Below are 26,656 nucleotides of genomic sequence, written 5' to 3'. Positions count from 1 at the left end.
CTCCTTGTGGATCAGCGGCGCGTGGTGCGCGATGGGGAGGCGGGGGCGGAGACGCTCGTGGCGACCGGGGTGGTGGACAGCTTCGGCGCGGTTCGGGGCACCCGGCCCGGGCCAGGACCTGTCGGCGCCCACATCGCCGCGTTGTCGCTGAAGGGGTAGAGGGGGTCGGTCGCCCACCCGACAACAGGACCGCGGTGCTGTTCGCTCAGGCTGATGACCTCGATGCCGTGCGGGTGCAGCACGTACCCCCACTCCAGATCGTCTGTGGCCTCGGGGTTGACGGTCATCCGCTGCGGGGGCGAGCCGTCCAGGGTCCAGAGGTTCTCGGGCTGAGTGCTCGGCCAGGTCTCGCCGCCGGTGAGCGCGAGGAACAGCTCCGGGGGAGCGTGGTCGAGGAGGTCGGTACCCAGCTCGTCCCAGCCGATGGCCACGCCGTCGACCAGGTGCCGGGACATGGCTTCCAGGTCACAGTTGAACCTGTACTGGTAGGCGGTGAGTAGGAGGGGGAGATGGTGGCTGGGCAGCCCGTCGAGATGGACGTAGATGCCCTCGTACCCGCCGGCCTCGGTGGGTCGGGCGATGAAGGAGCGGGTGGTCATGCGGAAGCCGCAGGGTGGTGGAGATGGGCCACGGGAAGTCCGAGCGGCTGCAGCGCATGCACGGCCTGGTGCACGAGGTGCTCCTGCTGTTCGACGGGCAGGGCGGCCGGCGCGGTGTACGCGTCCAGTCGGGAGCAATAGGTGAACCCCCTTGACCACAGGACGCGTTGCACCGGGTCGGTAAGCGGCAGGGACAGCGGTCCGGCGGCATGCAGTCCTATGTGGATGCTGACGGGGTGGTACACGGAGAACCTTCCTGAAAGACGGGGACGGGGGTGGTGATCAGCGGCCGAGGGTGCCGCGTCCGGCCGGCGGAGGGGCAGGCACCTCGGCCACGTGTACGCCGCCGGCTGCCGGTGTCGACGGGGCGCGGGTAAGCCGTGCGAGGAGCGCGTCGAGCGCCGAGAGCAGCGGGCCGACGTCGTCGAAGTCGCCGGGGCCGGAGGACGCTGTGGTGTCGTACAGGACCGTCATCGAAGTCCAGCTCTCGGCGGGAGCTTGGTGCGTGGCCAGCCATCCGCCCTGTCTTCCGATGAGGATGACGGAGTCGTGTCGGGGTGGCCAGGCATAGACGATCCAGTCATCCAGTCCGTACTGGACATCGCAGATCAGGCCGCGTTCGCGCAGCGGAGTGGTCACGTGGGCGAAGCGGGCCCATGCCCGCTGCCAGCTGGGGTCGTGGACGTTGCGATGATCAGGTAGAGGCGCCAGCGGACGCTCTGTTGGACGACCCGCCCCCGGCTCCTGACGCGAGATCACCGGATCCGGGCGGGTACGGGCGTGGCTGCCGGGGCCGCAGGTGTGTGCGTATGGCGGGCACGCGAGCGGTGATACCTACAGTTCGCCATGGTCTTCGTCCCAGTCGGTACCGTCGAGGGTGTCCTGCCGGTAATGGAAGACGGACAACTCCAGCGGGTGCAGGGTCGTGATTCCAGGGTTGGCCCGGAACGCGTCGGTCCGTTCGTAGACGTACTGCTGGTTGTCGGCACCCGCGGTCATGGTGCGGATGGTGTTCCGGGCGCAGATCACGCCCCACTGCGACATGTCTGTCTGGGTGGTGTGCTTCATCCACACCCAGATTCCGTTGCCGAGCTTCATGATGCTCTCGGGGTGGTACAGGCCGCCGGTCCGTCGGTTACGGCGGGGGCTCCGGCGCTCACCGAGGTCCCGCATCAGGGCCTGGGCGGCTTTCCGGAGGACGGCGCCATTGAGGTCCTCGCGTTCGCGGATCCGCGCGCACAGGTCGTCGAGCACGTCGTCCTTGTGCATGCGGCCGGCGTCGGTGGTGACGTGCTGCGCGGCTTCGAGGGCGAGCTGGCGCAGGTGGGGGTCGGCGGAGTACTTCACGGGAGGTTGCGTTCCTTCCATACAGCGGCTATTTCGGTGAGGGCGGTGGCTGCGTGCTCGATCACCTCGTGGGTGACGGCACGGCCGGGCGGGGCGAGTTCGGGGTCGTACTGGGCAAAGGTGCGGCTGCCACGTATCTGCGCGAGGGCGGGGAGGATCTCGCAGAGCAGGTTGGTGGCGACGCGGCGCTGCCGCAGGTCTTCCTCCTGCCGGGCCTTGCGTTCCGCCCATGCACCCTGGATGGTGAGTTCGCCTTCGGCGACGCGGTCAGCGAGCTGGGGGTCCTCTGAGCGAAGGCGGGCGAGCTGTGCCTCCGCAGACTCGGCCTGGGCCTTGTTCTTCTGGGCGACCGAGTACGCCTCGTTCAGGCCCATCGTTCCGTTGATGACGGCGTCGGCGAGGTCGGGCGCGTGCCGTAGGACCATGCTGGCCTGTCCGATGCGTCCCGTGGAGACGCCGGACTGTTCACTGAGTGAACGGACGGACTGTTCACCGAGTGGACGCTGCTCGTGTTCACTGAATGAACAAGCCTTGGCGGTGATCATGGCGAGCTGGCCCTTGGTCAGGTTTCGACGCTGCTTGTTCGCCGACAGCACGTACCGCCTGGTGTCGTCGCCGTCGTAGGTCGCGTAGTCGGGTTCGACGCCGGCGATCTCGCAGGCCCGCAGGCGGTTCTTGCCGTCCAGGACCCGGCCGGTGGAGTCGAGGACGACGGGATTGTCGAGGCCGTGTTCGCGGATGTCGTCCGCGAGGGCCTGGATTTCTTCCTCATCGAGCATGGGGAAGAGCGCGGTGGTGGGGTGTAGCTCGATGTTGTTCTCCATGGGGATACGAGGTGAAGGGAGAGGGAAGCGTCGATCGGGACTGCTTCTGACGTTGGTCGATACGGGGTAGCGCACCCGGCGCAGCGCGGTCGGAGGCCTAGCTCATCCGGGAATCCGTATCGAACAAGGTCTGCTCGGCGGGGTGGAGCAGGTGCTGGACGATGAAGGAGCGGCCTGCGACCTTCCAGAGGCCGCGTCCGCGGCTGAGGTGGGAGATGGCTTCGGTCTCGACTGAGGTCAGGCCGAGCAGGGTGGCGGCTGCGTGGACCTGGTCGGTTTCCTGCCGGTAGATGATGCGGGTGGAGCAGTCCGCGAGGAGGCCCTCGGCCAGGGCACGGCCCTGGGATCCGGCGTCACCCGCGGTCAGCAGGTCGGACAGCCGGTGGATGACCATCAAGTTGGCGATGCCGAGGCCGCGGGAGAGCTTCCACTGGGACTGCATGCGCTGCAGCAGGGCGGGGTGTCGCATCAGGCGCCACGCCTCGTCGTAGACGATCCACCTTCGGCCGCCGCGCGGGTCGGTGAGCGCCGACTCCATCCATGCGGAGGCGCAGGTCATGGCGAGGACGAGTGCGGTGTCGTCGCCGGATCCGCCGAGGCGGGACAGGTCGATGGACAGCATCGGGGTGGCCGGGTCGAAGGCGACGGTGGAGGGGGCGTCGAACATTCCGGCGAGGTCGCCGTGGACAAGGCGGCGCATGGCGTGGGCGAGGTCGCGGGCCGCGTCTCCGAGGTGGCCGGAGACGGTGCCGGCTGCTTGGTCGAGGAGGGCGGGCTGGGCCAGTGTGTGGGCGATGTCGCCCAGGAGCGGGGTCCGGCCCGCCGCGGCGGCGGCCTTGACGACGCCGTCGAGGGTGATGTCGAGGGCGGTGTGCTCCATCGGCATCAGGTCGCGGCCCAGGACGGTGCGAGCGAGGGAGCCGAGCAGGAGTAGGCGGCGCTTTCGGACTTCACCCGCCCAGTCGGCCTCCGTCACGGACGGGGGGCGCGGGGCGGCGTCCATGGGGTTGAGGCGGCCGGGCAAGCCGGGGCCGAGCGCGATCGAGGTGCCGCCGAGGGCCTGCGCGACAGGCGTCCACTCGCCCTTCGGGTCGCAGGGCACGTAGACGCGGTATCCGAAGGCGACCGACCGCAGCGCGAAGCTCTTCGCGAGGGCGCTCTTGCCCTGGCCGATCACGCCAGCGAGCAGGACGTTCGGGTTGGTGAACCCGTCGACCTTGCCGTACAGGGTGAACGGATCGAACGTGAAAGCGGCTTCGGCGTGGACGTCCCGCCCGATGTAGATGCCGTCGGCTCCGAGACCGCCTTCGGCGAGGAACGGGTAGGCGCCGGCGGCGACGGCGGTGGTCATGCGGTGGGCGGGCAGCCGGAGCTTGTTGCCCCGGGCGCTGGCGGCGCCGGGCCGTCCGGCGGCGGAGTAGAGGGGGAGGGGCATCTCCGCCTCGGCGGGCTCGTGTTCGCCGGAAGGGGAGGTGGATTCGGCGCGGGCTTTGGCCTGGGCTTCGGCGAGTTGGCGGCGGGCTGCCTTGCGGGCATGGCGGTCGGTGCCGTGGGGGGTGAACAGGGGGCTGGCGGAGGCGCGGCGGGCGCGGCGTCCGGGGCGGTGCTGGGACATGGGGGCGGATCGTTTCTGCGGGGGCTGCCCTCAGGCGGTGCGTGCCGGGCGGGGGCCGTGGTCGGCGGGGGTGGTCTTGCGGCGGATGGCGTGGCCGGAGGCGAGCTGGCGTTGGCAGATGGTGAGGACCGGTGGTCCCTCGGGCAGCCGGTCGGGGCGGCAGCCCGCATCGGTGCTGGACTCGGTGGCCGGGAGGGTGTGGAAGGCCTCGTGGAGGCTCGTCGCGGCCTGCCACAGCCGCAGGTGGGCGGCGGCTATGTGCCGTCCGGCTGCCGGATACAGGGGCCGGGTGGTCTCGGCGAGCTGGTCCATCAGGAGGTGGAGGCCGGTCAAGTGGCTGTGCAGGACGTCCAGGTGCACGCGGTCGGCGTGGCCAAGGGTTCCTGCTGACTGGCGGGTGTGGTGGCGGATGCCGGCGGTCGCGGCCCGCAGGTAGGGGTGGGCGTCGCCGGCCGGGATCGTGGTGTTGGTCAAGTGGTGGGTCCTTGCTGCCGCTGCGTGCGGCGGGTGGTCGGCTACAGGGCGGTGCGGGCCAGGGGGAGCGCGGCGAGGGTGAGGGCTTCGGGCTGCTGGTAGATCAGGCGGCGAAGGTCGACCTGGGCGGAGACTGCGGCGGTTTCGATCTGCGCGCACGCGGCGTCGAGTTGGGCGTCGGTCTCGGCGGAGACGGTCAGGAGTCCGGTGAGGGCGACGTCGGCGTGTCCGGCGATCAGCTGGCGCTCGCGTTCCTTGACGTCCCCGTACTCGACGGAGTCGGCCTCGGAGTCGACCTGTCCGCGGCGCTGGCGTTCGGCGGCGTCGGCGATGATCGTGGCCTTGGTGCGCTGGACGTCGCGCAGCGCGGACTCGAGTCCCTGGGGCACGTATATAAGGGAGAAGGAGCGGCGCACGCCGGCGGTGAACATCAGCCCGTGCAGGAAGCCCGACGTGGTCTCGGTGCGCGGCCAGTTCTCCACCCAGTAGGTGGCGTGTCGGGCGCTGTCAGTGATCACGCGGTCGTATTCCTCGACCTGGACGACGGGACCTGCGGCGGCCGGTTCGGCTTCGGCCCTGCCGTGCTCGGACCACTGCTGCAGGGCGGCCAGGGCCTTGGGGTCGTACGCGGTGCGGACCACGGCGGCGATCTCGCGGGCGGTGAGCCAGCCGGTGACCATCAGTCCGGCGCCGCGCGCGGCCTGGGCGACGGATGCGGTGGTCTGCCCCAGCACGGTGAAGGCACCGGGCAGTCCACCGCCAGCCTGGGAGATGAGCCGCTTCGCGGCCTTCAGGTCCAGGGAGATCGCCAGGTAGCTCTCGTGCGGGGCGGCGGCGGGCCCTGCGGAGGAGACGAGTTCGGAGTACACCTGCCCGGCGACCGGGGCCTGGGGATGGCCGTGGGTGGTCCAGTGCCGGGTCAGGGTGTCGCCGCTGTCGGGGACGGTGCGTTCCAGGACCTGCACGGTGGCGATGTGTCCGCTGCGGGCGATGCCGGCCAGGGCACGGCCCCACGAGGTGACGTTGCTGTTCTGGGTGGCGGGGTCGAGGAGGGCGAAGGCCCTGCTGGAGACGCGGGCGATGGCGGTCAGGGTCTGGGCGTGGGGGTCGTGGACGGCGGCGGCCTGCGAGCCGGAGGGGGTGACCACGCGCAGCGAGGCGGCGGTGCCGGGCAGGTGGAGCACACCGTCGGTGCGGGGCCTGGAGACCACGCGGGCCAGCCACAGGCTCTGGCCGGTGCGCCGTCGCTGGGCGTAGCGCAGGACGATCGGCGCCCAGTCGATCAGGGAGCGGCCGTGGCGCCGGATGACGACGAGGGCTGCGACCGCGGCCCACAGGGGGGTCAGGGCCAGGGCGCCGACGAGGCCGGTGGATACCACGGTGGCCAGGAGCAGGGCGAGTGCGGTGGAGGTGAGGACGAGCTGGGGCAGGGAGAGGCCGAGCAGGATGCCGCGCCGCGACCGGTGGGGGAATTTGATCGTGAGAGGGAGGACAAGGTCAGACAAGGCGGAGTCCGCTTTCGGGGCTCGGGGTTGGGACCCGGGCGGGACACGGCATCGTGGTGCGGCGTGTCCCGCCCGGGTGGCGGGGACGGGTCAGCTCAGGAGCCGGTGGGCGAGGGACCGCTCGCGAAGGGACTGTTCGCGGCGGCAGGGCCCTGCGCGGGCGCGCCTTGCGGCGGGCCTTCCTGGGTGCTGCGAGGAACGGGACCCGTACCGCCCGAACCAGAGGGACCGGACGGGGAGGATCCGGTGCTTCCGCCGAGCTGGCCGCTGGTGTCCTGGCTCACGCTGGTCGGCGGAGGCTGAACCGCCTTGGACAGCGCATCGGTTGCCGCACCCCCGCCGGAGGACGGCATCGGGGCGCTGTTCTGCTCGCCTCCGGAGCCACCGGTGGGGTTGGCGGCGATGTCGCCGGGGAACCCGGCGGGGCCCTGCGGTGCCGCGCCCGCTCCGGCAGCTGCGCCGGCTCCGCCGGTGGCGGCCATCGCGGCTGCCTTGCGGGCTGCCTGCTCGGTGTGCTGCTTGGCCATCTGCGCGCCGGTGCCACCGGCCCGGTGGAGCGACTCGCCGTCGGTGCCCTCGGCCGCCCAGTGGACAAATTTGAACGTGGCGTACGGGCAGAGCAGGACCATCATCATGATCACGACTCCGGCGAGGCAGTCGGCGAGGGCGCCCAGACCGTCCTTGGCCTGGGTCTGGCCCAGGGCGGAGATGCCCAGGAGGAACACGATCGTCATCAGCAGCTTAGAGACGACCAGGGTGGCGGTGGCTTCGATCCAGCCCCGGCGCCAGCGCCGCGCGGCCTCCCATCCGCCTCCGGCTCCGGCGAAGACAGCCAAGGTCACCAGGACGAGGATGCCGACCTTGCGGACCATCATCACGCACCAGTAGAGGATGGCCCCGATGCCGGCTCCGATACCGACGATGCCGGGGATCATCCAGCCCAGCGGCACCATGGAGGCGACGGAGCTGGCCTTGACCATGCGGCGCACCGACTCTTCGATCGAGGTGCCGGCTGCTGCGAACAGGCCGTCACTCAAGGCATCGACGACTTCGATGGCGACGGTGGTGCCGGCGATGGCGATGAAGCAGAAGATCACGCCGCCGGCGGTGCCGGTGAAGGCCTGGGTCAGGGCCTGGCCGTCGCGCCGGATCGCGGCCCGGATGAGCTGGGCGCAGAAGGTGGCGACCAGGATTGTCAGGCCGATGGGCAGCAGCAGCTCGTAGTTGGCGACGAACCAGCCGGCGCGCAGGTCGACCTTGGTGGTCGTGTTGACGGCTTCGGCGGCGAGGTCGGCGGATGCGGCGGCGAATTGGCCGGCCGACTTGGCGATCCAGTTGCCGATGCCCTCGGTGATGGCCTTGCCCGGGTCGTTGACGAAGTCGATGGCGTCGGCGGCGCTGCAGAGCTTGCTGGCGATGGGGATGGAACAGAAGTCCACTGGAGGGGTACCTCCTTGTCTTCAGTGGCGTGTTACGGGGCGACGCTCGGGGCGAGGGAGACCAGGGCGCAGTCGGAGCTGGGGCGGCACTGGACGGCGAGGGTGACGGCGCGGTCCTCGGCGCCGCCCCCGCCGCCCTTCCAGGCGATGGTCTGCTTGCCGGTGACGGTGACCGCGTAGATGTACGCCTCGGTGATCGCGGAGGGGTTCTCGGCGAGGGCCTGTTTGAACGCCGAGGGGAAGTGGGCTTCGCCCACGGCGGCGGTGGCGTACTGGGCGTTGTCGGCCATGCGCGACCACAGCACCGGGTCCGGGACCTGCCCGGAGATCGCCGTCCAGTCGGTGTACTTCGTCTCGCTGGTCATCCACGCGTGCATGCCGGCGAGGTGCTGGTCACGGCTGGTGGTGCGGGTGTCGTACGACCAGAGCAGCACCGCCGCCGCCCTGGCGTAGGCGAGCGGGTCGGTGAGCTTGGGCGGCGCCGGGACCGAGCCCGTACCGGCGGAGGCCTTTGGTGCCGTGGTGGCGGGCGAGCTCGGCGCGGGGGCTGTGGGGGATGCGCCGGTCTTGCTCTGGCCGCCGCGGGAGGTGAACCAGGCGGTCAGTCCGGCGGCCCCGAGGAGCGCGGTGATGACCACGGCGGCGACGAGGATCCGTCGCCCGGTCGTCCAATGCGTGGTGGCCCGGTGCAGGGGAGAGAGGGAACGTTTCGGCACTACTTGACCTGCGTCCCGAGTGCGGAGAAGAACGCGACGATGCCGTTGGCGGCGCCGAGGCCCAGGGCGGCGCCCGCGGCTACGACGGCGCCCTTCTTACCGTTGGCCTCGGCCTGGTGGCCGCCGCTGTGGTGGCCCCAGGCCCACACGCCGAGGGAGACGGCGAGCGCGCCGACGACGGCGATGATGCCGAACATGTTGATCGAGTTGACGACCTTCTTCAGGACATCGAGCCCGGGGAGGCCGCCATCCGTTGGAGTGATTCCGGGGTCGTAGGCGAGATAGAGGACGCGGTCTGCGAGTGAAATGGGTATGGCGAAGCTCCTTGCGGGCGCAGGCCCAAGAGGCCCTGCGGCTGTGCGGGGAAGGGAGAGGGGCGCTCGGGGCGCGAAGGGGCCCGGCGCGGGCCCGCATCGGCGGTTGGGGGCCTAGCTGTTGAGCGCGGGGATGCGGCGGACGCCGAGGATCTGCCAGTCGCCGACTTTCTCGATCCGCACCGGTTTCGTTGTGCGCGGTGCGTTGATCACCAGGCCGGCGCCGATGTACATGCCGACGTGCTCGGGGACGGCGGCGGTGCCGCGGGTGAAGAGCAGGTCACCGGGCTTCAGGGTGTTCGCCGGTACGGCGTCACCCTCCTTGACCTGCGTGTACGTGGTGCGGGTGAGCTGGATTCCGGCCTTGTCGTAGGCCTGCTGCATGAGGCTGGAGCAGTCGCAGCGGCCCATGGGGTCGGGGCCGTGCGGCGCGGTGCAGGTGCCGCCCCACTGGTAGAGGGTGCCGAGTTGGTGCATCGCCCAGTCGATGGCGATGCGGGCCTTCGGCGAGGCGTCGGCGGGGATCTTGTACCCGGCGGGGACTGTCCCTTCGGGGATGGAGCCCCAGTCGGCTCCGTCCTCGCCCGGCTTACAGCCGCCGGCGCCACCCGGAGCGGTACCGGGTTCCTGGCCGGGCTGTCCCGCACCGTCGTTCGGCAGCGTCTTGACGATGGCCTGCTGCAGGGCCCGGGCCAGCGGCTCCCACTGCGCGTACGCGTTAGGGAAACCGGAGAGCTGCACGGCCTGGGCGGCCTGGGTGATGGTCATCTGCTGCCACCCCTTGACGGCCAGCAGCCCCTTGTAGAACTTCGTGGAGGCGTAGACGGGGTCGCGGATCTGCTCGGGGGTGCCCCAGCCCTGGCTGGGCCGCTGCTGGAACAGGCCCAGCGAGTCCCGGTCGCCGTAGGTGAGGTTGCGGAGCCGGGATTCCTGGATGGCGGTGGCGAGCGCGACGACCTGTCCGCGCTCGGGCACCTTCAGGGCGATGCCGGTGGCGACGATGGTCTTGGCATGGGGGATCTGCTCGGCGGGCAGTTCCAGGCCCTCGACGCGGATCGAGCCGTCGCTGCCCTGGCCGCCGAGTATCGCCCCGACCTGCTTGGCGACCGCGGCAGCATCGACACTGCTGCCGCCGGGCGCACAGGCGGCGCCCTTGGAGGCTGCGCCGCTTCCGGCTGCGGCCATGGCGGCGGTGGTGGCGAGGACGAGGGGGGAGAGGCAGAGGACGCCGATGGCGGCGGCTACGGCCTTCAACCCGGAGTGCCTCCGCGCTCGCCGGTCAGGGCCGGCGGCCGGGTTTCAGGCAGGGGAGGGCGCAGGAATGGCATAGCGGTGTCCTTGAAGTGTGTGAAGCCCCGGCCGCGCGGTGCCGTGGAGATGTGAGAAGGGCGCGGTAGGCCGGGTGATGGGTGAGCTGTGCCTCGGAACGTCGCTGCGAGTTGCCGCTCGCGACGACGTACGGGCCGATCAGGTGTGCCGGGACAAGGGGGTGCCTCCGTATGGGCATGACGGGGGAATACGACCACCGGCGCTGTGTGCGCCGGGCAGTTCCAAAACAGTAAGTGCGGATCCCCGGTTGACCAAGAAAAAGATGATCAAGGCTCTATTTCAAGGGTTTTGGCGGCGACCGTGGTCAACCGGGGATCGTGCCCTACAGTTTTGGAACTCCCCCGCACAACCGCCCCATGGCCCTATGGCACACCTGTGTCCACATCCGGGCGGGCGGATTCATTGCGGCGAGCCGGAGTTCACCCTCGACTTTCCCGAACCGATATTGGGGTACCTCTTTGCCTTTCTCCCTGCACCAGGGCGACGCCCTCAGCGTCCTGTCCACCCTCCCGGACAACTGCGTCGACTCCGTCATCACCGACCCGCCGTACAACAGCGGCGGGCGGACAGCGAAGGAGCGCACTAGCCGCACGGCCCGGCAGAAGTACACCTCCGCGGACGCCGGCCACGCCCTGCCCGACTTCACCGGCGAGAACATGGATCAGCGCAGCTACGGCTTCTGGCTGACGCAGATCATGACCGAAGCCAACCGACTCACCCGCCCCGGCGGCACGGCGCTGCTGTTCACCGACTGGCGCCAGCTGCCCATCACCACGGATGCGATCCAGGCCGCCGGCTGGGTGTGGCGCGGGGTGCTGGCCTGGCACAAGCCGGCCGCGCGCCCGCAGAAGGGCCGGTTCACCCAGAACTGCGAGTTCATCGTCTGGGGATCCAACGGCGACATGGACGGCTCCCGGAACGAGGTGTACCTCCCGGGTCTGTACTCCGGCTCGCAGCCGGCCGGCAAGAAGAGGCAGCACATCACGCAGAAGCCCGTCTCGGTGATGCGCGAGCTCGTCAAGATCAGCCCGCCGGGCGGCACCGTCCTCGACTTCTGCGCCGGATCCGGCTCCACCGGTGTCGCAGCCCTGCTGGAGGGCCGGGACTTCATCGGCGTCGAGAAGACCAAGCACTACGCCGAGATCGCCTCCGACCGCCTCACCGAAGCCCTCCAGCAGACGCATTCCCAGGACGACTTCGTCCTCACGGCCTGACCCTCACCCGCATGCGGCGGGGACAGGGAGATGACCTCTCGTATTCCTGCCCCCGCCGTGCGCCGGGCTTTGTAGCACGACATCCCCGGTCAGCCAAACCGGGGAATGTGCGGATCGTTGAACTCCAGCCCCTTTACCGAATTCCGACGTGCCGCATGCGGCCGCGAGGAGAGACATTTCGTGCTCGAACCCATAGACGGCCCCGAAGGCCAGCCGATGGATCCGATCCGCGTTCCCGAAGCCGACCTGGAGAGCATCGAGGCCAGCGTCCGCAAGCTCCTGGACCAGTCGGCCCAGCAGGCCAGGCAGCTCGACAGCCTGGCCGCCGCACCCGACCCGATGCCCTTCGCCAGCTTCTCCATGCCGGGCCTTCCCGGCATGCCCGCCCCCGTGCTGCCGCCCGACCCGAAGCCGATCCTGGAACTGGACGGCGAAGAGCGGGAGAACGAACTCGACTCGCTGACCGACTGGGTGGAGGACTTCCTCATGCCGGTCTACGGCGCGGAGATCACCACCGCCGCGCCGTGGTGCGAGCAGTGGCAGGAACACCTCGACGTTGTCGCGTGGCTCCACGCCCTGTGGATGGCCTACCAGCAGCACAAGGACCCCGAAGCCGGACCGTCCGGGATGTTCGTGTGGCACCGGGACTTCCTCACCCACGCGATGGCCGCCATCCGCTCGGCCGGCGGACCGCTGTCTGCCTGCCAGACCGACCCCGACCGCCCCGCCCACCGCCTGCTTCGAGGCCCCGGCCGCTCCACCCGCCCGGCGACCACCGCGGCAGTCGAAACGGGCCACGCCTTCGAGGCGGCCTCGTGAGCGGCAACGACCAACCCGCCTTCGGCCTGACCTTCGACCCGCGCGCCCTGACCGACCTCCTCCAAGCGCCCAGCGACATCCGCGACCTCGCGCTCGCCAAACTCCAGGACGTCGTCAGCGCCAACCTGTTCGGCGGGAAACTCACCCACGAGTTGGACGGGCTCCGCAAGGTCTACGTCGACTCCCGCTCGGCCTGGCGCATCGTCTACGCCACGCGCCGGGCCCCCGAAGGATCCGCGTTCCACAACGAGATCCACGTCGTCGCGGTCCGGCCCCGGGAACAGAGCGACGTCTACCGGACCGCCGCCGCCCGCCTGGGCATCAAGCGCCGCCCGGTCGACGCCCTCACCCACGCCGCCCGAGGCCGCTCCCCCCAGCTCGACACCATCCGCACCCTCCCCAAGCCCGGACCGCCCCCCTACGCAGTCCCCGGACTTCCCCAGCCCGCATTCCCGCTCACCCCGAAAGGCCCCACCCGTTGACGACCTTCCCCAACAACTTCCTCGACAACTTCGCCACCAGCCTCCTGGGCGGCAAGCCGGCGTATGAAAACCCCCGCCACCGCCACATCCTGAACGTGTTCGTCGGGGTCCAGGACCTCGAACAGCGCCTGGTATCCGCACTGACCGCCCCGCCGCAGCCCGACATGGGGGGCGCCGAGGAGTGGGAGCTGTGCACCGATCTCCTCATCGCACGACTCGCCGCCGGACGCGAGCTGTCCCTGCTCCTGTCGGCGCCCTGCCTCAGTGAGGCCGACTTTGCCGCTGCAGAGGCCGCCGCGGAGGCCGTCAGGGCGACCTTCCGCATCGACACGGACGAGCAGTGCTGCAAGGAACCGGACGAGCCCGCGACCTGCCTGCTCGACGCGTGCAGCAACGTCTTCGCTGAGCTCGGCCACCCCCACGCCGTGGCCTCCGCCGACCTCGTCGTCGCCCTTCGGCACCTGCCGGGCACCGCCGGAAACCACTGGCGCTACAGCGACCTCACCCAGGCCCGCCTCGCCCAGCTCTTGGCCCCGTACGGCATGCAGACCCGCGACATCACCTTGCCGGACGGCCGCCGCCGCAAGTCCTACAGCCGCGAAGCCCTCCTCATCGCCATGGGCGTGTGCACCAGCTGCTGAACTCCGCCGGCGCCGCCCACGTCCGGACCTCGACCCTGGCGGACTGGCCGCTCATCGAGACATTCCACCGCAGCTGCTCCGAGCAGGCACTGCACCGCCGCTGGGGCAGAACGCGGATCACTCGCCGCGACGTCGAGCGCCTGCTGGACCACTCCAGCTGCTGGATCGCCCTCCACGCCTACGACGAGGTTGTCGCCCTGGCTTCGGCCGGACCGGTCAGCCGAGAGCCGGGCGTCTTCGACCTCGGCCTGCAGGTCGCCGACGTCCACCAGCGCCGAGGCATCGGCCTGGCCCTCGCCCGGCACGCCGCCGCCCACGCCCGTTCCCGCGGCGCCCACACCTTCTCCGTGTGCGCCGAGGCGTCGAACCTGCCGATGCTCGGCCTGGCCCGACGCCTCGGCCGCCCCACCGAGTCCCGTCAACAGGGCACCCACCTCGACGTCCGCGTACCGCTCCCGGCAACACCTTCCCCGCCCCACTTCTAGGAGGTGCTCTCTCTGCCGTCCACCACGCAGCCGGCGAATGCCCCGACCGGCATCGACCACCGCGTCGCGACGGTAACTGGCCACGACATCGACAGCCTGTGGGCCTACCACGACCGCGGCCTGCTCGATGAACCTCTGCGTCGTCTCGCCGAAGCCCACCGCGCTCTCTCCGACGCCGAACGCGGCGTGACCTTCAACCTGACCCGTCTCCAGCGCCTCGCCTCCGGGGATCTGCCCTTCGACCAGGCTCTGTTCACTCGCATCGAGCGGACCGTCGGGCAACTCAAGGACGCCACGGCCACACGGGACATCCGCCAGGACCATGCCCTCGCCGTGCTGGAGGCGCTGGAAGCCGCAGCCCCGGCACCGGCCACCAGGCAGCGCGCGGACCTCCTGGCCCATGAGTTCGCCGCGCTCTTGGCCATCAGCCAGGGCGCGAAGCTCCACCAGCACCTACAGACCGGACGGATGTCCGTCGTCACGGCCTCCGGCGTACGCGTCGCCCACCCGCTCTACCAGCGGCTGGAGGACGCCCGCCTGGTGGTCCGCGACACCTCCCACCCCCTCCACGCCGGACAGCCCATCTCGCTCACCGACACCGGCCGCACCACGCTGACCGGCGCCACCCGCTCGCCTGCGGCAACGGTTACCCCGGCGCCCAGGGCGGGGTCCTGGCCGGCGACGCCCGCGCGGTCCCGCTGACCTGTCGGCCGCCGCCAACCCCCTATACGAAGGGAGCTCCATGCCGCCAAGCGATCGCCGTCCTGACTTCCGCCTCGACGGGTTCGAGCCCGCCAGCGAAGCCGTGGAAGAGGCGTTCTGGAATCACCTCGACGCGGAGAGCGAGTCGATGACCACGCTCGCCACCCACCACAGCCCCGATGGCCGCAACAGCTTCTACGTGATCCACAACGGTGCCGTCACGTGGGGAATCCCCGGCGAGCCCCAGCTCATCGCGGCGCACATCAAACGGGACAGCAGCGCGATGACGTACGCCTTCGAGCACGCTGAGCTGCCGCTTCCGGCGATGGCCCAGTCCTGGCTCATCAAGCGCGGCTGCCCCGCCGCAGGCATCGCCTTGCCGCCGGGCATGGGGACCACGGCCGCCGACACGGCAACCGTGGCTCTGCAGCGGCGGCTCATGCGTGACGGTGACCACTTCGCCCTGCTCGATAGCTACACCGACGACACCTCGTCCCAGACGGAGACCGTGGTGCTCCTGCAAGCGCTCGGCGAGCGGGTGCAGAAGCCGTTCCGGGTCCTGCTGGAGCAGGCCGACCTCGACAGCTTCACCCACACCCTGCGCGAGGGCGCCTTCGAGACCTTGGAGGCCGCCGTCGACTGGATGGAGGACCGCTCCACTCCGCTGCCGGCGCCCGCACCGTCCACGGTCCGTACGGCGGGCCCAAGCGTCCTCCCGAGCGCCCCGCCGAGGACGCCTGGCCGGACGCGTTGATTCCGGCGGGCCCGGAACATAGCAGCACATCCCCGGTCAGCCAAACCGGGGAATCTCCGGACCCTAGGAAATGGCCCACCACGCAGAAACGGGCGGCCCCTTCACCCTTCCCACCCCATGCCTTCATGGAGAGGAGTTCGCCATGTCCGAAGAACTCGACGACGTGCTCGGCGCCTTCGCCCAGCAGATCGAATCCCGCTTCCAGATGCCGCTGCACCAGCTGCGTCAGGCGGTGACCGCGGCGCCCCAGGCGAATGCCGAGGCGACGACCGTGGCCCGCTGGTACGGACTCCTCGAAGAAGCCCAAGAGGCCCTCTCCACGGCCGAGGACGACATCCTCGGCGCTCTGGACCACGCTCCTGCCGGCGAGCTTGACGACCCCGTGATGGCCCTCGCCGACCGCGTGAACACCCTCGTGGCCGTGCGCGACGGCCGAGCCATGGTCGTCCGCCACCTCCTCGACGACGACGCACCGGGCAACCGCACACCAGGGCCTTGGCGCGGCGCCGCCCATACCGGGCCCGCCATCGCGACCACCCCCGTACCCCGGCCGGCCGCAGTGCCCGCCGTACCTGTCCGGGGAGGCGCGCGATGAGCACCTGGACGAAGCCGTCCAGCCAGGACGCTCACCTCGAAGAGGTCTTCGGTGCCCCGGTCGCGCAGCTCTACGCCGCTGCCGCGGCAGGTGCCGCCACGCCCGCGACGCACCGCGCCCTGGAGCTGCGGTCATTCCTGGCCCTGGCCGAGGAACAGGTTGCCCGCGTCCGGGACCGCGTCCACCAGTACACCGCCCCGGACACCGACATAGGCACGCTGTCCACATCCGAGCTCCGCTTCGACTCGCAGTGGATGGACGCAGCCCTCTCCGCGCGTACCCAGTACGTCACGGCCCTGCGTGAACTCCTGCGGGCCATGCCGCCGCCGGGCACCGCACGCGAAGGACCGCCGAAGTTGGACCAGCCATGGGCCACCACCCGCCCCGCCGCCGGAGCCTCACCTGTCGGGGCGCGCCCGGCGGCACAGAGCGCGAGAGGCCGCTGATTGACCCACACCACCTCCCGGCAGATCGCCGAGCACATCGAGTCCCTATACGGCCGCCCGCGCGCCGAACTTGAAGCGCACGCCGACTCCACGACCCACCCGAACATGCTGTCCGCGCTCTTGGCCGCCAACAGCGCCATCGAGTTCGCCGAAACCGACATCAACTTCCAGCTCCAGCGACTGCGCAAGCTGGTCGACCCCGAGCGCGAGGTCGGACGCCACGACGCCGGCCACATCTTCGACTGCGCCCGCCGCATCGGTGAAGCCGTCGCTGTCCGAGACACCCAGGCCAGGCACATCTCCGCAGTGCTGCAGAGCCTGCACCGCACCCCCGTGCTGGAGACCACACCCGCCGCCCCGGTCCCGCCACCGATCCCGGCCGCCGCCCCGCCCTCCCGCGCCCGCTGAACCTCGCACCCACATTCCAGGAGCACCCGCTTTGGCTACCACCGGCCTGCCCGAATCCATATCGTCCGACCTGTCCCGTGTCACCCAGAGCCTGCAGATGCTGGCCCCGCGGTGGAACGTCTGGGTGCTGCTGACCCTGTCCCAGAAGCCGCTGCGCTACCGGGAGATCAAGAGCGCACTGCCCTGGCTCCCCGACGGCCAGCTCCACCCCAGGCTCGGCAAGCTCACCGAATCCGGACTCCTTGAACGAACCGAGTTCGAGCCCCAGGACGTGCTGTACGGCCTGTCCGTCCGAGGCCGCGAGCTGCTGCCGGTCCTCGGCGTGATCGCTGCCTGGGGTGGCAAGCACCTGGAGAAGGAGACGGTGCTGGATCCGGCGACCGGTCACCGTGTACCCAAGGCGGTGCCCCGCGCACAGGACATCGAGGACACCATCGCTCTGATCGCCCCGCGACAGGCCACCCCGATCCTGTGGGCACTGCGCGTCCGTGGAACATCCAGCGCCAAGGCCCTGGCCGCCACCGCCATGCCCGAGCGGCACCTGACCAACGTCTACCAGCCGCTGAACCGCCTGGCCGAGGACTTCCTCGTCACCAAGGACCGTGAGGGCCGCGTCGAACTGACGGCCGCCGGCCGGGATCTGGCCCCGGTCTACCAGTCACTGTCCGCCTGGGCCGCCGGCGCTCCCCTGAGCGAGGCCGCGAGCCACCCGGTGTGGGCACCAACACCCGTGCAGCCCCAGGACCGCCCGGCTGTGTGGGTCACCACCCAGCCGCGTATCCCGGCAGTGCCGACGCCCCAGGCCCGTCCGGCATGGAAGCCGGGCGATCTCTTCTTCTCCCACACCACCACCGTGGTCCGCCCTGCGGGTGCGCCGACGACTGGAGGCCGCACCCGATGAACACCGACACCCACGCGAAGTCGCTGGTACCGGCTACGGCCGCTCTGTCCCACCCGGGCCTCATCCGGATCGTCAGTGACATCGATGACAACGGGGCCCTGGAACGGCACCTCCTGAGCCGGACTCTCACCGGACTCTCCCGCTGGCAGCTGCGCCAGGCCTCCGCGGTCGGGCGCGCGCTGGGCCTGCTGAAGGCCTCCACCCATGGAGGAATCCCGAGTCTGGTCCTGACTCCCGCGGGAGAGGCGCTGGCCGAGGTCTACGACACGGCGGCCCGCTGGGCCAGAACCCACCATCACCCCAGCGACGTCTCCGACTTCGTCACTCGGGTCCAGGCCACGCTCACCCTGCTCGGCTCCGCCCCAGCCGGTTCGAACGGGCACGTCCTCGAGTTGGACTACGAATCCCTCGACGGGCCCCGGACCGTGCTCGCGTCATGGGTCCGCGACCACGGGGCGACCTTTGCCGCCCAGCTGACCGCCGCCTCGCAGGACGAGATGGAGCTTGCCGCATGAGCGACGGCCGGTACGAGGGAGCCGTGGCCGCGCTGGGGACCAGCGAGGTGGCCCGCGCGGTCGGCATGGACCCCAATGCCTGGGCCTTCACGGCGATGCAGGACGCCCCCGGCCATATTCAGGCGACGGTTATGGCCGTGATGAACACGGCATTTGAAGTTGATGCCGTGCAGCGGCAGCTTCTCGACGAGGCGGCTCGTGCGATCCAGGAGCTGTCCAAGATCCTGGCCGGCAAGGACACTGTCGGCCACCGCTGGACCGAGGCCCTCCTCGGTGACCGCATCGACGGCCTGACGATCAAGCGCGGATACCTGCTCCGCCAGCTCGACACGCACCTGGCTGTCTACCGCCAGGCCGCAGCCGAGCCGAGCCCCTCGGTCACACCGTCGATGGCCCTCAGCCCGACGCATCCGGCGCACGCCGCGCCCCAGCCGCGCACGCCGCGCCGCTGACTTCTTCTTCCTGTTCTGCTCGCCGCGGCGGGCGTCTTCTTGCGTGAAAGCGACGATGACCGATCTTGTGATCGCCGGCCCACGGCATGCCCTCCTCCCGCAGCTGTCCCTGCTACGCCGCATCTACCTCCCTCGGTCCGCGGACGCCGCGGCCTTCGCGATGACCACGTACGGCATCCCGCTGATCGTGCTCGCCACCACCCGCTCCGCCACCCTCACCGGGCTGGCGTTCGCGCTGGAGTGGATCCCCCGCCTCGCCGCGTTCTCCCTGGCCGGGACGATTGTCGACCGGCACGGCACCAAGCGGGTCTTCCGCATCGCCTCCGTGCTGCGCGCCCTGGTGGTCCTGGCCGCAGCCGTCATCCTGCCCACCCAGGCAGGTGGCCCCGGAGCGACGATCACGGTGATGGCGCTCGCCGCCATCACCGGCGTGGCCACCGAGTTCAGCTACATTGCGGCCGAGACAGCCGGGGCCACGGCCAGCAAGGACGCGGGGGAGCGAGCCCACCGGGTGCAGTCAGCCCTCCTGGGCATCGACCAGACCGCCACCCTCGCAGGTCCCGCAGCCGCCGGATTCCTCCTGCACTGGGCCGGCGTCAGCGGCACCCTGATCACCATCGCCGCCTGCTCCCTCCTGGGCGCCGCCCTCGCCCCCTGGCACCGAGAGACCCGACTAGTCCCCGCCGCCGCGTCCGCCCTCACCGGACTGCGCACCGGATGGACGACCCTCGCCTCCCTGCCGGCCCTCGCCTGGCTGATCGCCGGACTCACCGTCTCCAACCTCGCCACCGGCATGCTCCAGGCCGCCGCCCCGATCATCGTCGTGCAGCACCTGGGTCACTCCAGCGCCGCCGTCGGCGTGATCTGGTCGGCCGCCGCCGCAGCCTCCCTCGTCGCGGTCGCCTGCTGCCGCTACGCCATCGACCGCGTCGGCCTGTGGCCCACCGGGGCCGCCAGCGCCGTAGTCGCAGCGCTGGCCGGCCTCGCCGTCTCCCAGGCCGGCACGTACAACCAGCTCCTCGTCCTGACCGCCGTACTGATGGCCGGCGAAGGCGGCATGACCGTCGTCCTGCGGACCCTTCGCTCCCACCTCATCCCCGAGAAGGTCTTCGGCGCCACCCTCAGCATCACCATCCTGATCATGCTCGCCCCGTTCCCACTCGCCGGAATCCTTGTCGCCCTCACCCCCGCAGCGGCACTCGGACACGTCCTGACCGCCTGCGCAGCCCTCCAGGCCATCGGCCTCCTCAGCGCGTTCTGGCGCCTGCGCAACGAACCCGCCATGCGCCACCACCGCCCTCCCGCACCCCAGCGGACCTGACCTCCCCAGCCCCCGCTCACCCGCCCAGGGAGACCCATGCCCCCGAGCCCTTCGGCCATCTCCTCGCTCAACGCCGACCAAGCCGCAGCAGCGGGAAGCCTCGTACGGCTGCTCGCCGCCCGCTTCGACACCCTGCCCGTCGGCGAGACCAAGGCCCTGGCCCAGAACCTCCTCGCCGAAGACGGCCTCGTCGCCGATGTCCAGCACCTGCTCCGCGCCGTATCCCACTGGGCGGGAACCAGCGGTCCGTCCCTGTACGAGGGACCGCTCCCCTTTGAAGTCCAAGACGCCCTCGGCCAGGCAGCGGACCAACTGGCACCGCTCTCGCTTCTGGCCAAGGAGACGGTCTTCCCCCTGGCCCTGCCCCGCCAGCAACCACCACCCGCAGCGGCAGCAGCCGCGTCCCGCCTGGTGGCCAACACCCAAGGCCCCGGCCCGCGCAGATGAACTTCCCGCGCCCCGATAGCTCCCCGCTCCCTGTCTGTTTCGAAAGGCCCCCCGACTCTTGACCCCGTCCAAGAACCCTCGTACTGCCACGTCCCGCCCTGTTGTTCTGGTCGTCGCGCCCAACGACGATCTGTACCGCGGCTACTGCCTCGAATCCGTCGCCGCCGCCTACGACACCGTCGTCATCACCCCGGCCCCCCTCACCTGGGAGAAGACCCTCGTCGCCGACCACGAGGTCGCCGACCCGTACGACATCGAAGCGCTGCTGGCAGCGGGGGATGCGCTGGCCGCACGACAGCCCATCTCCGCCGTGCTCACCTGGAACGAGATGCTCCTGGTCAACACCGCGGTCCTCGCCCAGCACCTGCAGGTGGCCACCGATCGCCCGGACATCCTCCATGGATGCCGCGACAAGTCCCTCAGCCGCGAGCTCTTCGACCACCACCGCGTGCCGTCGGCCCGGTCGCTTAAGGCAGCCAACCTCCTGGAGGCAGCCCTCGCCGCCGAGTTCATCGGCTACCCCGTCGTCGTCAAACCGTCCGGGCAGGCCGGCAGTGTCGGCGTCATCCGCGTCGACCGAGCCGAAGAACTGCCCGCCGGCTTCGAGTTCGCGACCGAAGGCGCGAGCCTGTGGGGCGGCGAGTCCACCGACGTCCTGGTCGAGGAGTACCTCGACGGCGAAGAGATCTCCGTCGAGTGCGTCACCCACCACGGAGTCACCACCCCGGTTGCCGTCACCCGCAAGCAGCTCGCCTTCGCTCCTTACTTCGAAGAAGTCGGCCACACCGTGGACGGGGCCGACCCCCTGCTCCGCCGCGTCGGACCGGTCGCCCAGGCAGCCGTCGCCGCACTCGGGCTCACCACCGGAATCCAGCACGTCGAGATGCGCCTCACCAGCACGGGCCCGCGGATCATCGAAGTCAACGGCCGGATCGGCGGCGACCTGATCGGCAAGCTCGTCCTGCTCGCCACCGGCATCGACCTGCCGCGCGCCGCGGCCGACCTCGCCCTCGGGCGCCAGCCCGACCTCACCCCCACCCGACAGCAGGCCGCGGCCGTCGCCCTCCTCTACCCCGAGGTTTCCGGAACCGTCGTCGAGCGGAGCATCCACTCGGAGTTCGCCGAGGCCACCGACTGGCTGGAGCAGGCCAGCTGGATCCTCACCCCGGGCGAGAAGGTCACCCTGCCGCCCGAGGGCGACGTCGATGTCGCCCGCGTCGGCCTCCTCGTCGTGACCGCCCCCGACGCCGACCAGGCCGAAGCCCGACTCCAGACCGCCCGCGACCACATCACGATCACCGTCACGCCGACCGCGTAGCCGCCGCACACCCCTGCCCTCTGGACTGCTCTTTGACCTACACCGCACCTGAACAGACCGACGGTGACGTCTACGTCACCCCCCGATACCTGGCTGGCAGCGCCTGGATCGGGGATCCAGCCCTCCAGCCACTGTTCGAGCTCGGCTGGGACCGCCGCCACGACGACGTCGGCAACCTGTACGTCGCCTCCCCGGACCGCAAAATCCGCCTCGGCTTCCTCCCCGAAGGCGACGACGACGGCCTGTGGCGCATCACGGCCTACCGCGACCCCTTCGCCGCCCCCGCCTGGGGCGTGTGCTTCAACGACATGACCCCCACGGAACTGGTCACCGCCTTCACTACCGCCCTCGCCGCCGCGTACACCCGGGGCCCCGACGCCTACCTCGACAAGGAGCCGCGCGACCGGTTCGACGCTGTTGCCCCGCTCCTGAAGGCAGGTTGGGAGCTCCAGCACCCCCGCTGGGGCGTCCTGGAACTCCAGAGCGCCGACGGCCTGGCCGGCCTGGAGTACGTCACCGGCCGGCTCGACGAGACCAAGGAACTGACCACCCTGGAGGCACGCTGGTACATGTGGGGCGGCCCCAAGGGACCCCGCTGGTACGCCACCGCCTCCACTGGCACCCCGGTCCACCTGGTCACCGCGATCACCACCGCCTTGGCCGACCCGGAACCCGTTCCTCGCTGGCAGGAAGGGATCCTCTCCTCGCTCCTCCCGCACGTCCAGCTCACGCCGATCGTCCCGCCCCCGCCGCCGGCTCCCACCCCGCTGGATGTGCACCGCCGCACGGCAGCCCGCCCCCGGCCGGTGCTCACCACAACCAGCGTGCCGCGCTGGAGCACCAGCACCACTCCCGCTCCCGCTCGCCGCTGACCATGGCCCTGGAGGTTCACCTGTCCCTGCACGCAGCGGAGTTCTTCGCCGAGCTCCAGCCAGCCTTCCCCGGCGCGGTCGTCGGGAACACCTACTACGGCATTCCCGTCGCGGACTCCCCGGTGCGGATCCGTATCGACTTCCAGAGCACGATCCGGCACCGGGAATACGACGGCCTTCGCTTGGCGGTACTCCATCCAGACCGGGGAACCCTGGACACGGTCTTCCTCTCCTTCGCCGACCACCAGACCTTCGCCCGGCGTGACGCGGCAACGGGCATCGGCCCCGGACGGGACGGCTACGCCCGCTTCCGCGACTGGCACGAGACAGGGCCCCCGCCCTGGAAGGGCGCCGACTTGACCGGTCTTCGCCGCGGCATCACGCACTACACCCAGGTCTGGGCTCCCGCCCCGGCGCCCGATCACTCCCGCCCGAGCCTGCCCACTCTGCCTACCGCGCGCCCCGCCTCCGGCCGCTCCCGCTGACCTCCGGCCTCAGAGACCGCCGCCAGCACACCGCCATCAACGATCAAGGACATCGCTCCCTCCATGCACTCCAGCGCCACCGACCGTTTCCCGACCGTAGTCGCCGCAACTGTGGCGGCCCTCGTAGCAGGGACCCTGCTCAGCGCCTCGACCGCCTGGGCCGAAGCTCCCGAACCGCAGCCCGGCACCGTCGAGATCACCAAGAAGGACCCCGACGGAGCCCTCCTCGCGGGCGCCGAGTTCAACCTGCTCGACACCCTCAACGGGACCAAGGCCCTGAGCGGGACGACCGACGCGGACGGCGTCCTTCGCTTCGAAGGCGTCACCCCCGGCGTCTGGCGGCTCAAGGAGACGGCGACCGGCAGCCCGATCCACGAACTCGCACCGGACCAGGACGTCATCGTCACCCCCGGACAGACCGTGAAGCTCGCCGTCGTCGATCCGTTCAAGCCCTCCGATCTCACGGTCACCAAGACCGACAAGGCCAGCGGCAAGCCGCTCGCCGGCGCCGTCATCAACATCACTCCCGCCTCCGGTGACGGCAAGCCCGTCACCCTGACCACGGGCAAGGACGGCACCGCCACCGCCAAGCTCCCGGTCACCGCCCGCGCCGGGACCATCTACACCGCCACCGAGACCGAGGCCCCTGACGGCTACCAGCTGAACTCCACCCCGGTGAAGATCACTGCCAAGCCCGGCGCCCCGGTCACCGCCACCTTCACCAACACGAAGAAGGAGCAGCCGACCCAGCCGCCCACCACCCCGGCACCTACCCCGACCACCCCCACCACCCCGCCGGTCACACCGTCGACCAAGCCGACCCCGAGCACGCCGGCCACCTCCCAGCCCCCCACCAGCTTCGCGGCCCCGACCCCCGAGGAGACCACCTCCAGCACCTCCTCGCCCGCCCCCACAGGCTCCCTCGCCCGGACCGGCGCGGACGCCACCGGATGGCTGCTGGCGGGGGCAGGACTACTGGTCGCCGCAGGCGGAGGCGCACTGCTCGCCGTACGACGGCGCCGCGATGCGGTCGAGGATGACCAGACCACCGGCTGACCGGACAGCCACCCAGAACTGACCCCCAACGCCAAGGCCCCAGGAACCAAGATGACCCCGGTTCCTGGGGCCTTCGTGTGTCTCCGCTTCAGGCTGCTCCTCGCAGACACCCCTCTCAGCCCTGTCGGAGGAACGCGCGGGCTCCACGGAATCGGGTACTCAGCCGCTGCTGCGTGGCCCGGCAGTCGAGGCGCACGTCGAGGGCCCCCGGGAGCCGGGTATCCGCCCGGCGACCGGCGGGCAGCAGCGAGGGGTCGAGGCCGTCACGCCGCGCGATGAGCAAACCGAGCTCGTATCGGGTGAGGGCCTCGGAGCCCGCGACGTGGGCGATGCCGGCCACCCGGGACGTCGCGAGCTCCAAGAGCGCGGCAGCCAGATCGGCGACGTGCACCGGACAGCGCACATCGTCCGTGAAGAGGGCTCCCGACCTTGTGCCATCGGCCAGTTCGTGCACCACCCGTTCGTGGCCGGACCCACCATCCCCGATGATCAGCGAGGTCCGCACGATTGCTGCGGCAGGGTGGAGGAGGCGAACCGCAGTCTCGGCGGCCCCTTTCGCAGCGCCGTAGGGCGTGACCGGATCGGGGAGCGCCATCTCGTCGTAGCCGGAGCCGCGGCTCCCGGAGAACACGGCATCACTCGAGACGTGCACGAGGTGGATGCCCCGCCTCGCCGCGCACTGGGCTATACGGCCAGGGCCGTCGGCGGTGACCGCCCAGTTGCTGTTCCCGCTGGAGGAATTGATCACCACGCTGGGCTGCACCACGTCGAGGACTTCGTCGATACGCCGGTGGTCTTGAAGGTCCAGGTGGTGCCACGAGGTGTTAGCGGTGTTGCCGGGACGGGAGTTGAACGTCGCGGCCGTGGAGCGGCCGACGGACCTCGCCTGCCGCAGCAGCTCTGTACCCAGGAAGCCACTGCCACCGATGACCAGCACTGTCATGCCGCTACACGTTAGTTGAACCGCACGCAGACCGAGGCGGAACAGAGGATGCCCACCCCCACGGACCACCAGACGCCCTCCGATCGTCCAGGCCCTGCTCTGCAAGCCGAGCCCACAGTCGTACACATGACCGCCCCTTCCTTCCGCCCTGGGAGTGAGGGGGCGGCGCGCTGTCCGACTTCGGTAGGGTGCTGCCCCTCACGGAGGTAACCATGACCGACGAACCCCTCGAACGCTGGGCCGCCCGCCGTCAAGGCCGTCTGCGCAAGCCCGGCGAACGCACGGCCATCACCCTCGGCACGGGCCCGCAGCGAGCCGCGCACGTCGACCCCGACGCCCCGCGCCTGATCTTGGAGTGGGACGGCTTCGCCTGGCAGCCGCTCATGCCCGTGGAAAACTACGCAGCGGCCCGCCGCGCCCTCAACCCGCAGCCTGATAGCACGCCGGCCAACCAGGCCGAGGCGACCGGTCCCGTCATGGGGCGCAAACGCTGGCCCCAGGTACCGGACGCCACCGCAAGCCCAGTTCGTGAACTAGGCCGTGTTGCTAGAGAAGGCTGGTGAGCCAGGGATGCACCCCAGACTTAGCCGTCGAGCAGCGCCATTCCCGGTACGGGCCATGCCTCCTGCCTGCGACGGTGTAGCTGTGCGGCGTCCATCTCGCTACGTAAACCGTTGGCTCGTGTGCCTTTCTGTGACGTCAGCGTGCACACGGACGGTTTCCCGTTCGACCGAAGGACTGAGCCGTGCCCGTTCTGCCCGAGATTGTCCGCATCTGTGGCTCTACCCGGTTCGTGAATGAGATGCGTGCGGCGAACCGTGATCTGACCTTCGCAGGTGTCATCGTCGTCGCGCCAGGCGAAGCAGGCGAGTTGATCACCAGCGAGCAGAAGACCGCCCTGGACGCCCTCCACCTGCGCAAGATCGACCTGGCTGACCGGGTTCTGGTCGTCAACCCCGGCGGGTATATCGGCGAGTCCACGAAGAGGGAGATCGCATATGCCCAGGCCACCGGCAAGTCGATCTCGTTCACCGATCCCGTCTGACCGTACGCCCGGGTCGGCCTACCCGCTAGCCGCCTGGGCCCGCCCGGACCGAAGCCTCAGGTGACCGGGTAGGGCCTCGGATAGCCCATCCGCTCGTACTCCACGGCCTTCTCGTCGACTTCTTCCAGCGCACGGGCACGGCCAAGGGCCTGCAGCGCCATGACCGCCGTGCAGACGGAGACCGCGTGGACTTGGTCGGAGAGCGCCAGGTCCCCCACTGCGGCAGTAAGTCCCTTCTCCCGCGATGCGACTCGGCGTACAGCCGACGTCGTCGCGAACTCGTTCTCCATGGGGGACAGGGCTGCCACCGCGTCGATCTCCCGCACCGCCATCGACGGCTCGCCCAGCCGCTCGAAGAGCTCGTCGTGGTCGAGGACCAGCCAGGCCAGCACGCGCTCCATCCGGCCGGTGTCCAGGCCCGCGAGGCACGCTTCGACGTGGGCCCGGTTCTGGGAGAGGTAGGCACGCGTCAGGTCGGTCGCCCGCCACAACGCGTCGACCAGCCACGGATCATCGAATTTAGCCATGGCCCCCTTCTAGCGGAATCGGGGGCGCCTGCGGGGGTAATCTCACCTCTTTACTGCTATCGGTAT

35 protein-coding genes are annotated in these 26,656 nt (G+C 70.4%); 21 read left to right on the top strand and 14 right to left on the bottom strand.

The genetic code is table 11. The features are described from left to right. Window positions 1–11: 11 nt before the first annotated feature. The 12 genes from ACE1OC_RS04765 to ACE1OC_RS04710 all read right to left on the bottom strand — a co-directional run bounded on the left by ACE1OC_RS04765 (window position 12) and on the right by ACE1OC_RS04710 (window position 10,087). Window positions 12–599 (bottom strand): hypothetical protein, encoded by a 588-nt coding sequence (locus ACE1OC_RS04765; RefSeq protein ID WP_407835908.1) that lies wholly within the window; start codon window positions 597–599, stop codon window positions 12–14. Beyond that, window positions 596–844, bottom strand: coding sequence for a hypothetical protein (locus tag ACE1OC_RS04760; protein ID WP_407835907.1), 249 nt, complete (start codon window positions 842–844; stop codon window positions 596–598). The genes ACE1OC_RS04765 and ACE1OC_RS04760 overlap by 4 nt, the downstream gene beginning before the upstream one ends. A 37-nt stretch (window positions 845–881) precedes the next feature. Further along, on the bottom strand, window positions 882–1,238 hold the full coding sequence (locus tag ACE1OC_RS04755; RefSeq protein ID WP_407835906.1) for a hypothetical protein: 357 nt from the start codon (window positions 1,236–1,238) through the stop codon (window positions 882–884). A gap of 195 nt (window positions 1,239–1,433) precedes the next feature. Further along, window positions 1,434–1,946 (bottom strand): hypothetical protein, encoded by a 513-nt coding sequence (locus ACE1OC_RS04750; RefSeq protein ID WP_266449532.1) that lies wholly within the window; start codon window positions 1,944–1,946, stop codon window positions 1,434–1,436. Then, on the bottom strand, window positions 1,943–2,770 hold the full coding sequence (locus tag ACE1OC_RS04745) for a ParB N-terminal domain-containing protein (protein WP_266449536.1): 828 nt from the start codon (window positions 2,768–2,770) through the stop codon (window positions 1,943–1,945). The genes ACE1OC_RS04750 and ACE1OC_RS04745 overlap by 4 nt, the downstream gene beginning before the upstream one ends. Window positions 2,771–2,867: 97 nt before the next feature. Beyond that, on the bottom strand, window positions 2,868–4,385 hold the full coding sequence (locus ACE1OC_RS04740) for a VirB4 family type IV secretion system protein (protein ID WP_266494429.1): 1,518 nt from the start codon (window positions 4,383–4,385) through the stop codon (window positions 2,868–2,870). A 30-nt stretch (window positions 4,386–4,415) separates the two neighbouring features. Next, entirely contained in the window at window positions 4,416–4,859 is a 444-nt protein-coding gene (locus tag ACE1OC_RS04735) for a DUF6238 family protein (protein WP_266449539.1), read from the bottom strand. A 41-nt stretch (window positions 4,860–4,900) separates the two neighbouring features. Next, window positions 4,901–6,364: an SCO6880 family protein gene (locus ACE1OC_RS04730; RefSeq protein ID WP_407835905.1), complete on the bottom strand. Its 1,464-nt coding sequence runs from the start codon at window positions 6,362–6,364 to the stop codon at window positions 4,901–4,903. Window positions 6,365–6,459: 95 nt separating this feature from the next. Continuing rightward, window positions 6,460–7,803, bottom strand: coding sequence for an SCO6881 family protein (locus ACE1OC_RS04725; protein WP_407835904.1), 1,344 nt, complete (start codon window positions 7,801–7,803; stop codon window positions 6,460–6,462). Window positions 7,804–7,835: 32 nt separating this feature from the next. Continuing rightward, complete coding sequence (locus ACE1OC_RS04720) at window positions 7,836–8,519, bottom strand: hypothetical protein (protein WP_407835903.1); 684 nt, start codon at window positions 8,517–8,519, stop codon at window positions 7,836–7,838. Further along, on the bottom strand, window positions 8,519–8,833 hold the full coding sequence (locus ACE1OC_RS04715) for a DUF6112 family protein (protein WP_266449619.1): 315 nt from the start codon (window positions 8,831–8,833) through the stop codon (window positions 8,519–8,521). Before ACE1OC_RS04715 ends, ACE1OC_RS04720 begins: the two co-directional genes overlap by 1 nt. Before the next feature lie 114 nt (window positions 8,834–8,947). Beyond that, window positions 8,948–10,087 carry a C40 family peptidase gene (locus tag ACE1OC_RS04710; RefSeq protein ID WP_407835902.1) on the bottom strand — a complete coding sequence of 380 codons (1,140 nt, stop codon included), beginning with the start codon at window positions 10,085–10,087 and terminating at the stop codon, window positions 8,948–8,950. 533 nt (window positions 10,088–10,620) lie between these two features. Here ACE1OC_RS04710 and ACE1OC_RS04705 point away from each other — a divergent pair. The 19 genes from ACE1OC_RS04705 to ACE1OC_RS04615 all read left to right on the top strand — a co-directional run bounded on the left by ACE1OC_RS04705 (window position 10,621) and on the right by ACE1OC_RS04615 (window position 24,075). Then, the gene (locus ACE1OC_RS04705) at window positions 10,621–11,376 is read left to right on the top strand and encodes a DNA-methyltransferase (protein ID WP_266494442.1); all 756 of its coding nucleotides are present in this window, start codon (window positions 10,621–10,623) and stop codon (window positions 11,374–11,376) included. Window positions 11,377–11,655: 279 nt separating this feature from the next. Continuing rightward, window positions 11,656–12,195 carry a DUF4913 domain-containing protein gene (locus ACE1OC_RS04700; RefSeq protein ID WP_266449622.1) on the top strand — a complete coding sequence of 180 codons (540 nt, stop codon included), beginning with the start codon at window positions 11,656–11,658 and terminating at the stop codon, window positions 12,193–12,195. Further along, entirely contained in the window at window positions 12,192–12,677 is a 486-nt protein-coding gene (locus tag ACE1OC_RS04695; protein ID WP_266494444.1) for a type II toxin-antitoxin system RelE family toxin, read from the top strand. Before ACE1OC_RS04700 ends, ACE1OC_RS04695 begins: the two co-directional genes overlap by 4 nt. Then, complete coding sequence (locus ACE1OC_RS04690) at window positions 12,674–13,318, top strand: DUF3631 domain-containing protein (RefSeq protein WP_266449562.1); 645 nt, start codon at window positions 12,674–12,676, stop codon at window positions 13,316–13,318. The genes ACE1OC_RS04695 and ACE1OC_RS04690 overlap by 4 nt, the downstream gene beginning before the upstream one ends. Then, window positions 13,303–13,803 carry a GNAT family N-acetyltransferase gene (locus ACE1OC_RS04685; RefSeq protein ID WP_266449565.1) on the top strand — a complete coding sequence of 167 codons (501 nt, stop codon included), beginning with the start codon at window positions 13,303–13,305 and terminating at the stop codon, window positions 13,801–13,803. Before ACE1OC_RS04690 ends, ACE1OC_RS04685 begins: the two co-directional genes overlap by 16 nt. Window positions 13,804–13,806: 3 nt before the next feature. Continuing rightward, the gene (locus tag ACE1OC_RS04680; RefSeq protein ID WP_266449568.1) at window positions 13,807–14,505 is read left to right on the top strand and encodes a hypothetical protein; all 699 of its coding nucleotides are present in this window, start codon (window positions 13,807–13,809) and stop codon (window positions 14,503–14,505) included. 40 nt (window positions 14,506–14,545) lie between these two features. Further along, complete coding sequence (locus ACE1OC_RS04675; protein ID WP_266494449.1) at window positions 14,546–15,259, top strand: hypothetical protein; 714 nt, start codon at window positions 14,546–14,548, stop codon at window positions 15,257–15,259. 142 nt (window positions 15,260–15,401) lie between these two features. Next, entirely contained in the window at window positions 15,402–15,854 is a 453-nt protein-coding gene (locus ACE1OC_RS04670) for a hypothetical protein (protein WP_266449575.1), read from the top strand. Continuing rightward, the gene (locus tag ACE1OC_RS04665) at window positions 15,851–16,300 is read left to right on the top strand and encodes a hypothetical protein (RefSeq protein ID WP_266449578.1); all 450 of its coding nucleotides are present in this window, start codon (window positions 15,851–15,853) and stop codon (window positions 16,298–16,300) included. Before ACE1OC_RS04670 ends, ACE1OC_RS04665 begins: the two co-directional genes overlap by 4 nt. Beyond that, window positions 16,301–16,708, top strand: coding sequence for a hypothetical protein (locus tag ACE1OC_RS04660; RefSeq protein ID WP_266449581.1), 408 nt, complete (start codon window positions 16,301–16,303; stop codon window positions 16,706–16,708). Between the two features lie 31 nt (window positions 16,709–16,739). Then, window positions 16,740–17,609 carry a winged helix-turn-helix transcriptional regulator gene (locus ACE1OC_RS04655; protein ID WP_407835901.1) on the top strand — a complete coding sequence of 290 codons (870 nt, stop codon included), beginning with the start codon at window positions 16,740–16,742 and terminating at the stop codon, window positions 17,607–17,609. After that, window positions 17,606–18,124: a hypothetical protein gene (locus tag ACE1OC_RS04650; RefSeq protein ID WP_266449589.1), complete on the top strand. Its 519-nt coding sequence runs from the start codon at window positions 17,606–17,608 to the stop codon at window positions 18,122–18,124. The genes ACE1OC_RS04655 and ACE1OC_RS04650 overlap by 4 nt, the downstream gene beginning before the upstream one ends. Then, window positions 18,121–18,576: a hypothetical protein gene (locus ACE1OC_RS04645; protein ID WP_266494459.1), complete on the top strand. Its 456-nt coding sequence runs from the start codon at window positions 18,121–18,123 to the stop codon at window positions 18,574–18,576. The genes ACE1OC_RS04650 and ACE1OC_RS04645 overlap by 4 nt, the downstream gene beginning before the upstream one ends. 55 nt (window positions 18,577–18,631) lie before the next feature. After that, window positions 18,632–19,897: an MFS transporter gene (locus tag ACE1OC_RS04640; protein WP_407835900.1), complete on the top strand. Its 1,266-nt coding sequence runs from the start codon at window positions 18,632–18,634 to the stop codon at window positions 19,895–19,897. 36 nt (window positions 19,898–19,933) lie between these two features. Then, complete coding sequence (locus ACE1OC_RS04635; RefSeq protein WP_266449600.1) at window positions 19,934–20,344, top strand: hypothetical protein; 411 nt, start codon at window positions 19,934–19,936, stop codon at window positions 20,342–20,344. A gap of 58 nt (window positions 20,345–20,402) precedes the next feature. Further along, complete coding sequence (locus tag ACE1OC_RS04630; RefSeq protein ID WP_266449603.1) at window positions 20,403–21,662, top strand: ATP-grasp domain-containing protein; 1,260 nt, start codon at window positions 20,403–20,405, stop codon at window positions 21,660–21,662. 32 nt (window positions 21,663–21,694) lie between these two features. After that, a complete protein-coding gene (locus tag ACE1OC_RS04625) occupies window positions 21,695–22,534 on the top strand; it encodes a DUF317 domain-containing protein (RefSeq protein WP_266449606.1) in 840 nt (279 codons plus the stop codon). 2 nt (window positions 22,535–22,536) lie between these two features. Next, window positions 22,537–23,019, top strand: a complete 483-nt coding sequence (locus ACE1OC_RS04620; RefSeq protein ID WP_266494468.1) for a hypothetical protein — start codon at window positions 22,537–22,539, stop codon at window positions 23,017–23,019. A gap of 63 nt (window positions 23,020–23,082) precedes the next feature. Then, window positions 23,083–24,075 (top strand): SpaA isopeptide-forming pilin-related protein, encoded by a 993-nt coding sequence (locus ACE1OC_RS04615; RefSeq protein ID WP_266449656.1) that lies wholly within the window; start codon window positions 23,083–23,085, stop codon window positions 24,073–24,075. A 115-nt stretch (window positions 24,076–24,190) separates the two neighbouring features. Here the strand turns inward: ACE1OC_RS04615 and ACE1OC_RS04610 are convergent, their stop codons facing one another. After that, on the bottom strand, window positions 24,191–25,018 hold the full coding sequence (locus tag ACE1OC_RS04610) for an SDR family oxidoreductase (protein ID WP_266494470.1): 828 nt from the start codon (window positions 25,016–25,018) through the stop codon (window positions 24,191–24,193). 212 nt (window positions 25,019–25,230) lie between these two features. Here ACE1OC_RS04610 and ACE1OC_RS04605 point away from each other — a divergent pair, with 212 nt between their 5' ends. Then, a complete protein-coding gene (locus tag ACE1OC_RS04605; RefSeq protein WP_407835899.1) occupies window positions 25,231–25,581 on the top strand; it encodes a DUF6087 family protein in 351 nt (116 codons plus the stop codon). A 182-nt stretch (window positions 25,582–25,763) separates the two neighbouring features. Continuing rightward, window positions 25,764–26,063 carry a hypothetical protein gene (locus ACE1OC_RS04600; protein WP_407835898.1) on the top strand — a complete coding sequence of 100 codons (300 nt, stop codon included), beginning with the start codon at window positions 25,764–25,766 and terminating at the stop codon, window positions 26,061–26,063. Window positions 26,064–26,119: 56 nt separating this feature from the next. On the opposite strand, the gene ACE1OC_RS04595 is transcribed toward ACE1OC_RS04600, so the two are convergent. Continuing rightward, a complete protein-coding gene (locus tag ACE1OC_RS04595) occupies window positions 26,120–26,590 on the bottom strand; it encodes a hypothetical protein (RefSeq protein ID WP_266449645.1) in 471 nt (156 codons plus the stop codon). Window positions 26,591–26,656 lie beyond the last annotated feature (66 nt).

Origin of the sequence: Streptomyces stoeckheimensis, from assembly GCF_045822005.1 — a bacterium.
Taxonomy (GTDB): Bacteria; Actinomycetota; Actinomycetes; order Streptomycetales; family Streptomycetaceae; genus Streptomyces; species Streptomyces stoeckheimensis.
This window is presented reverse-complemented; position numbering and strand designations above follow the sequence as displayed.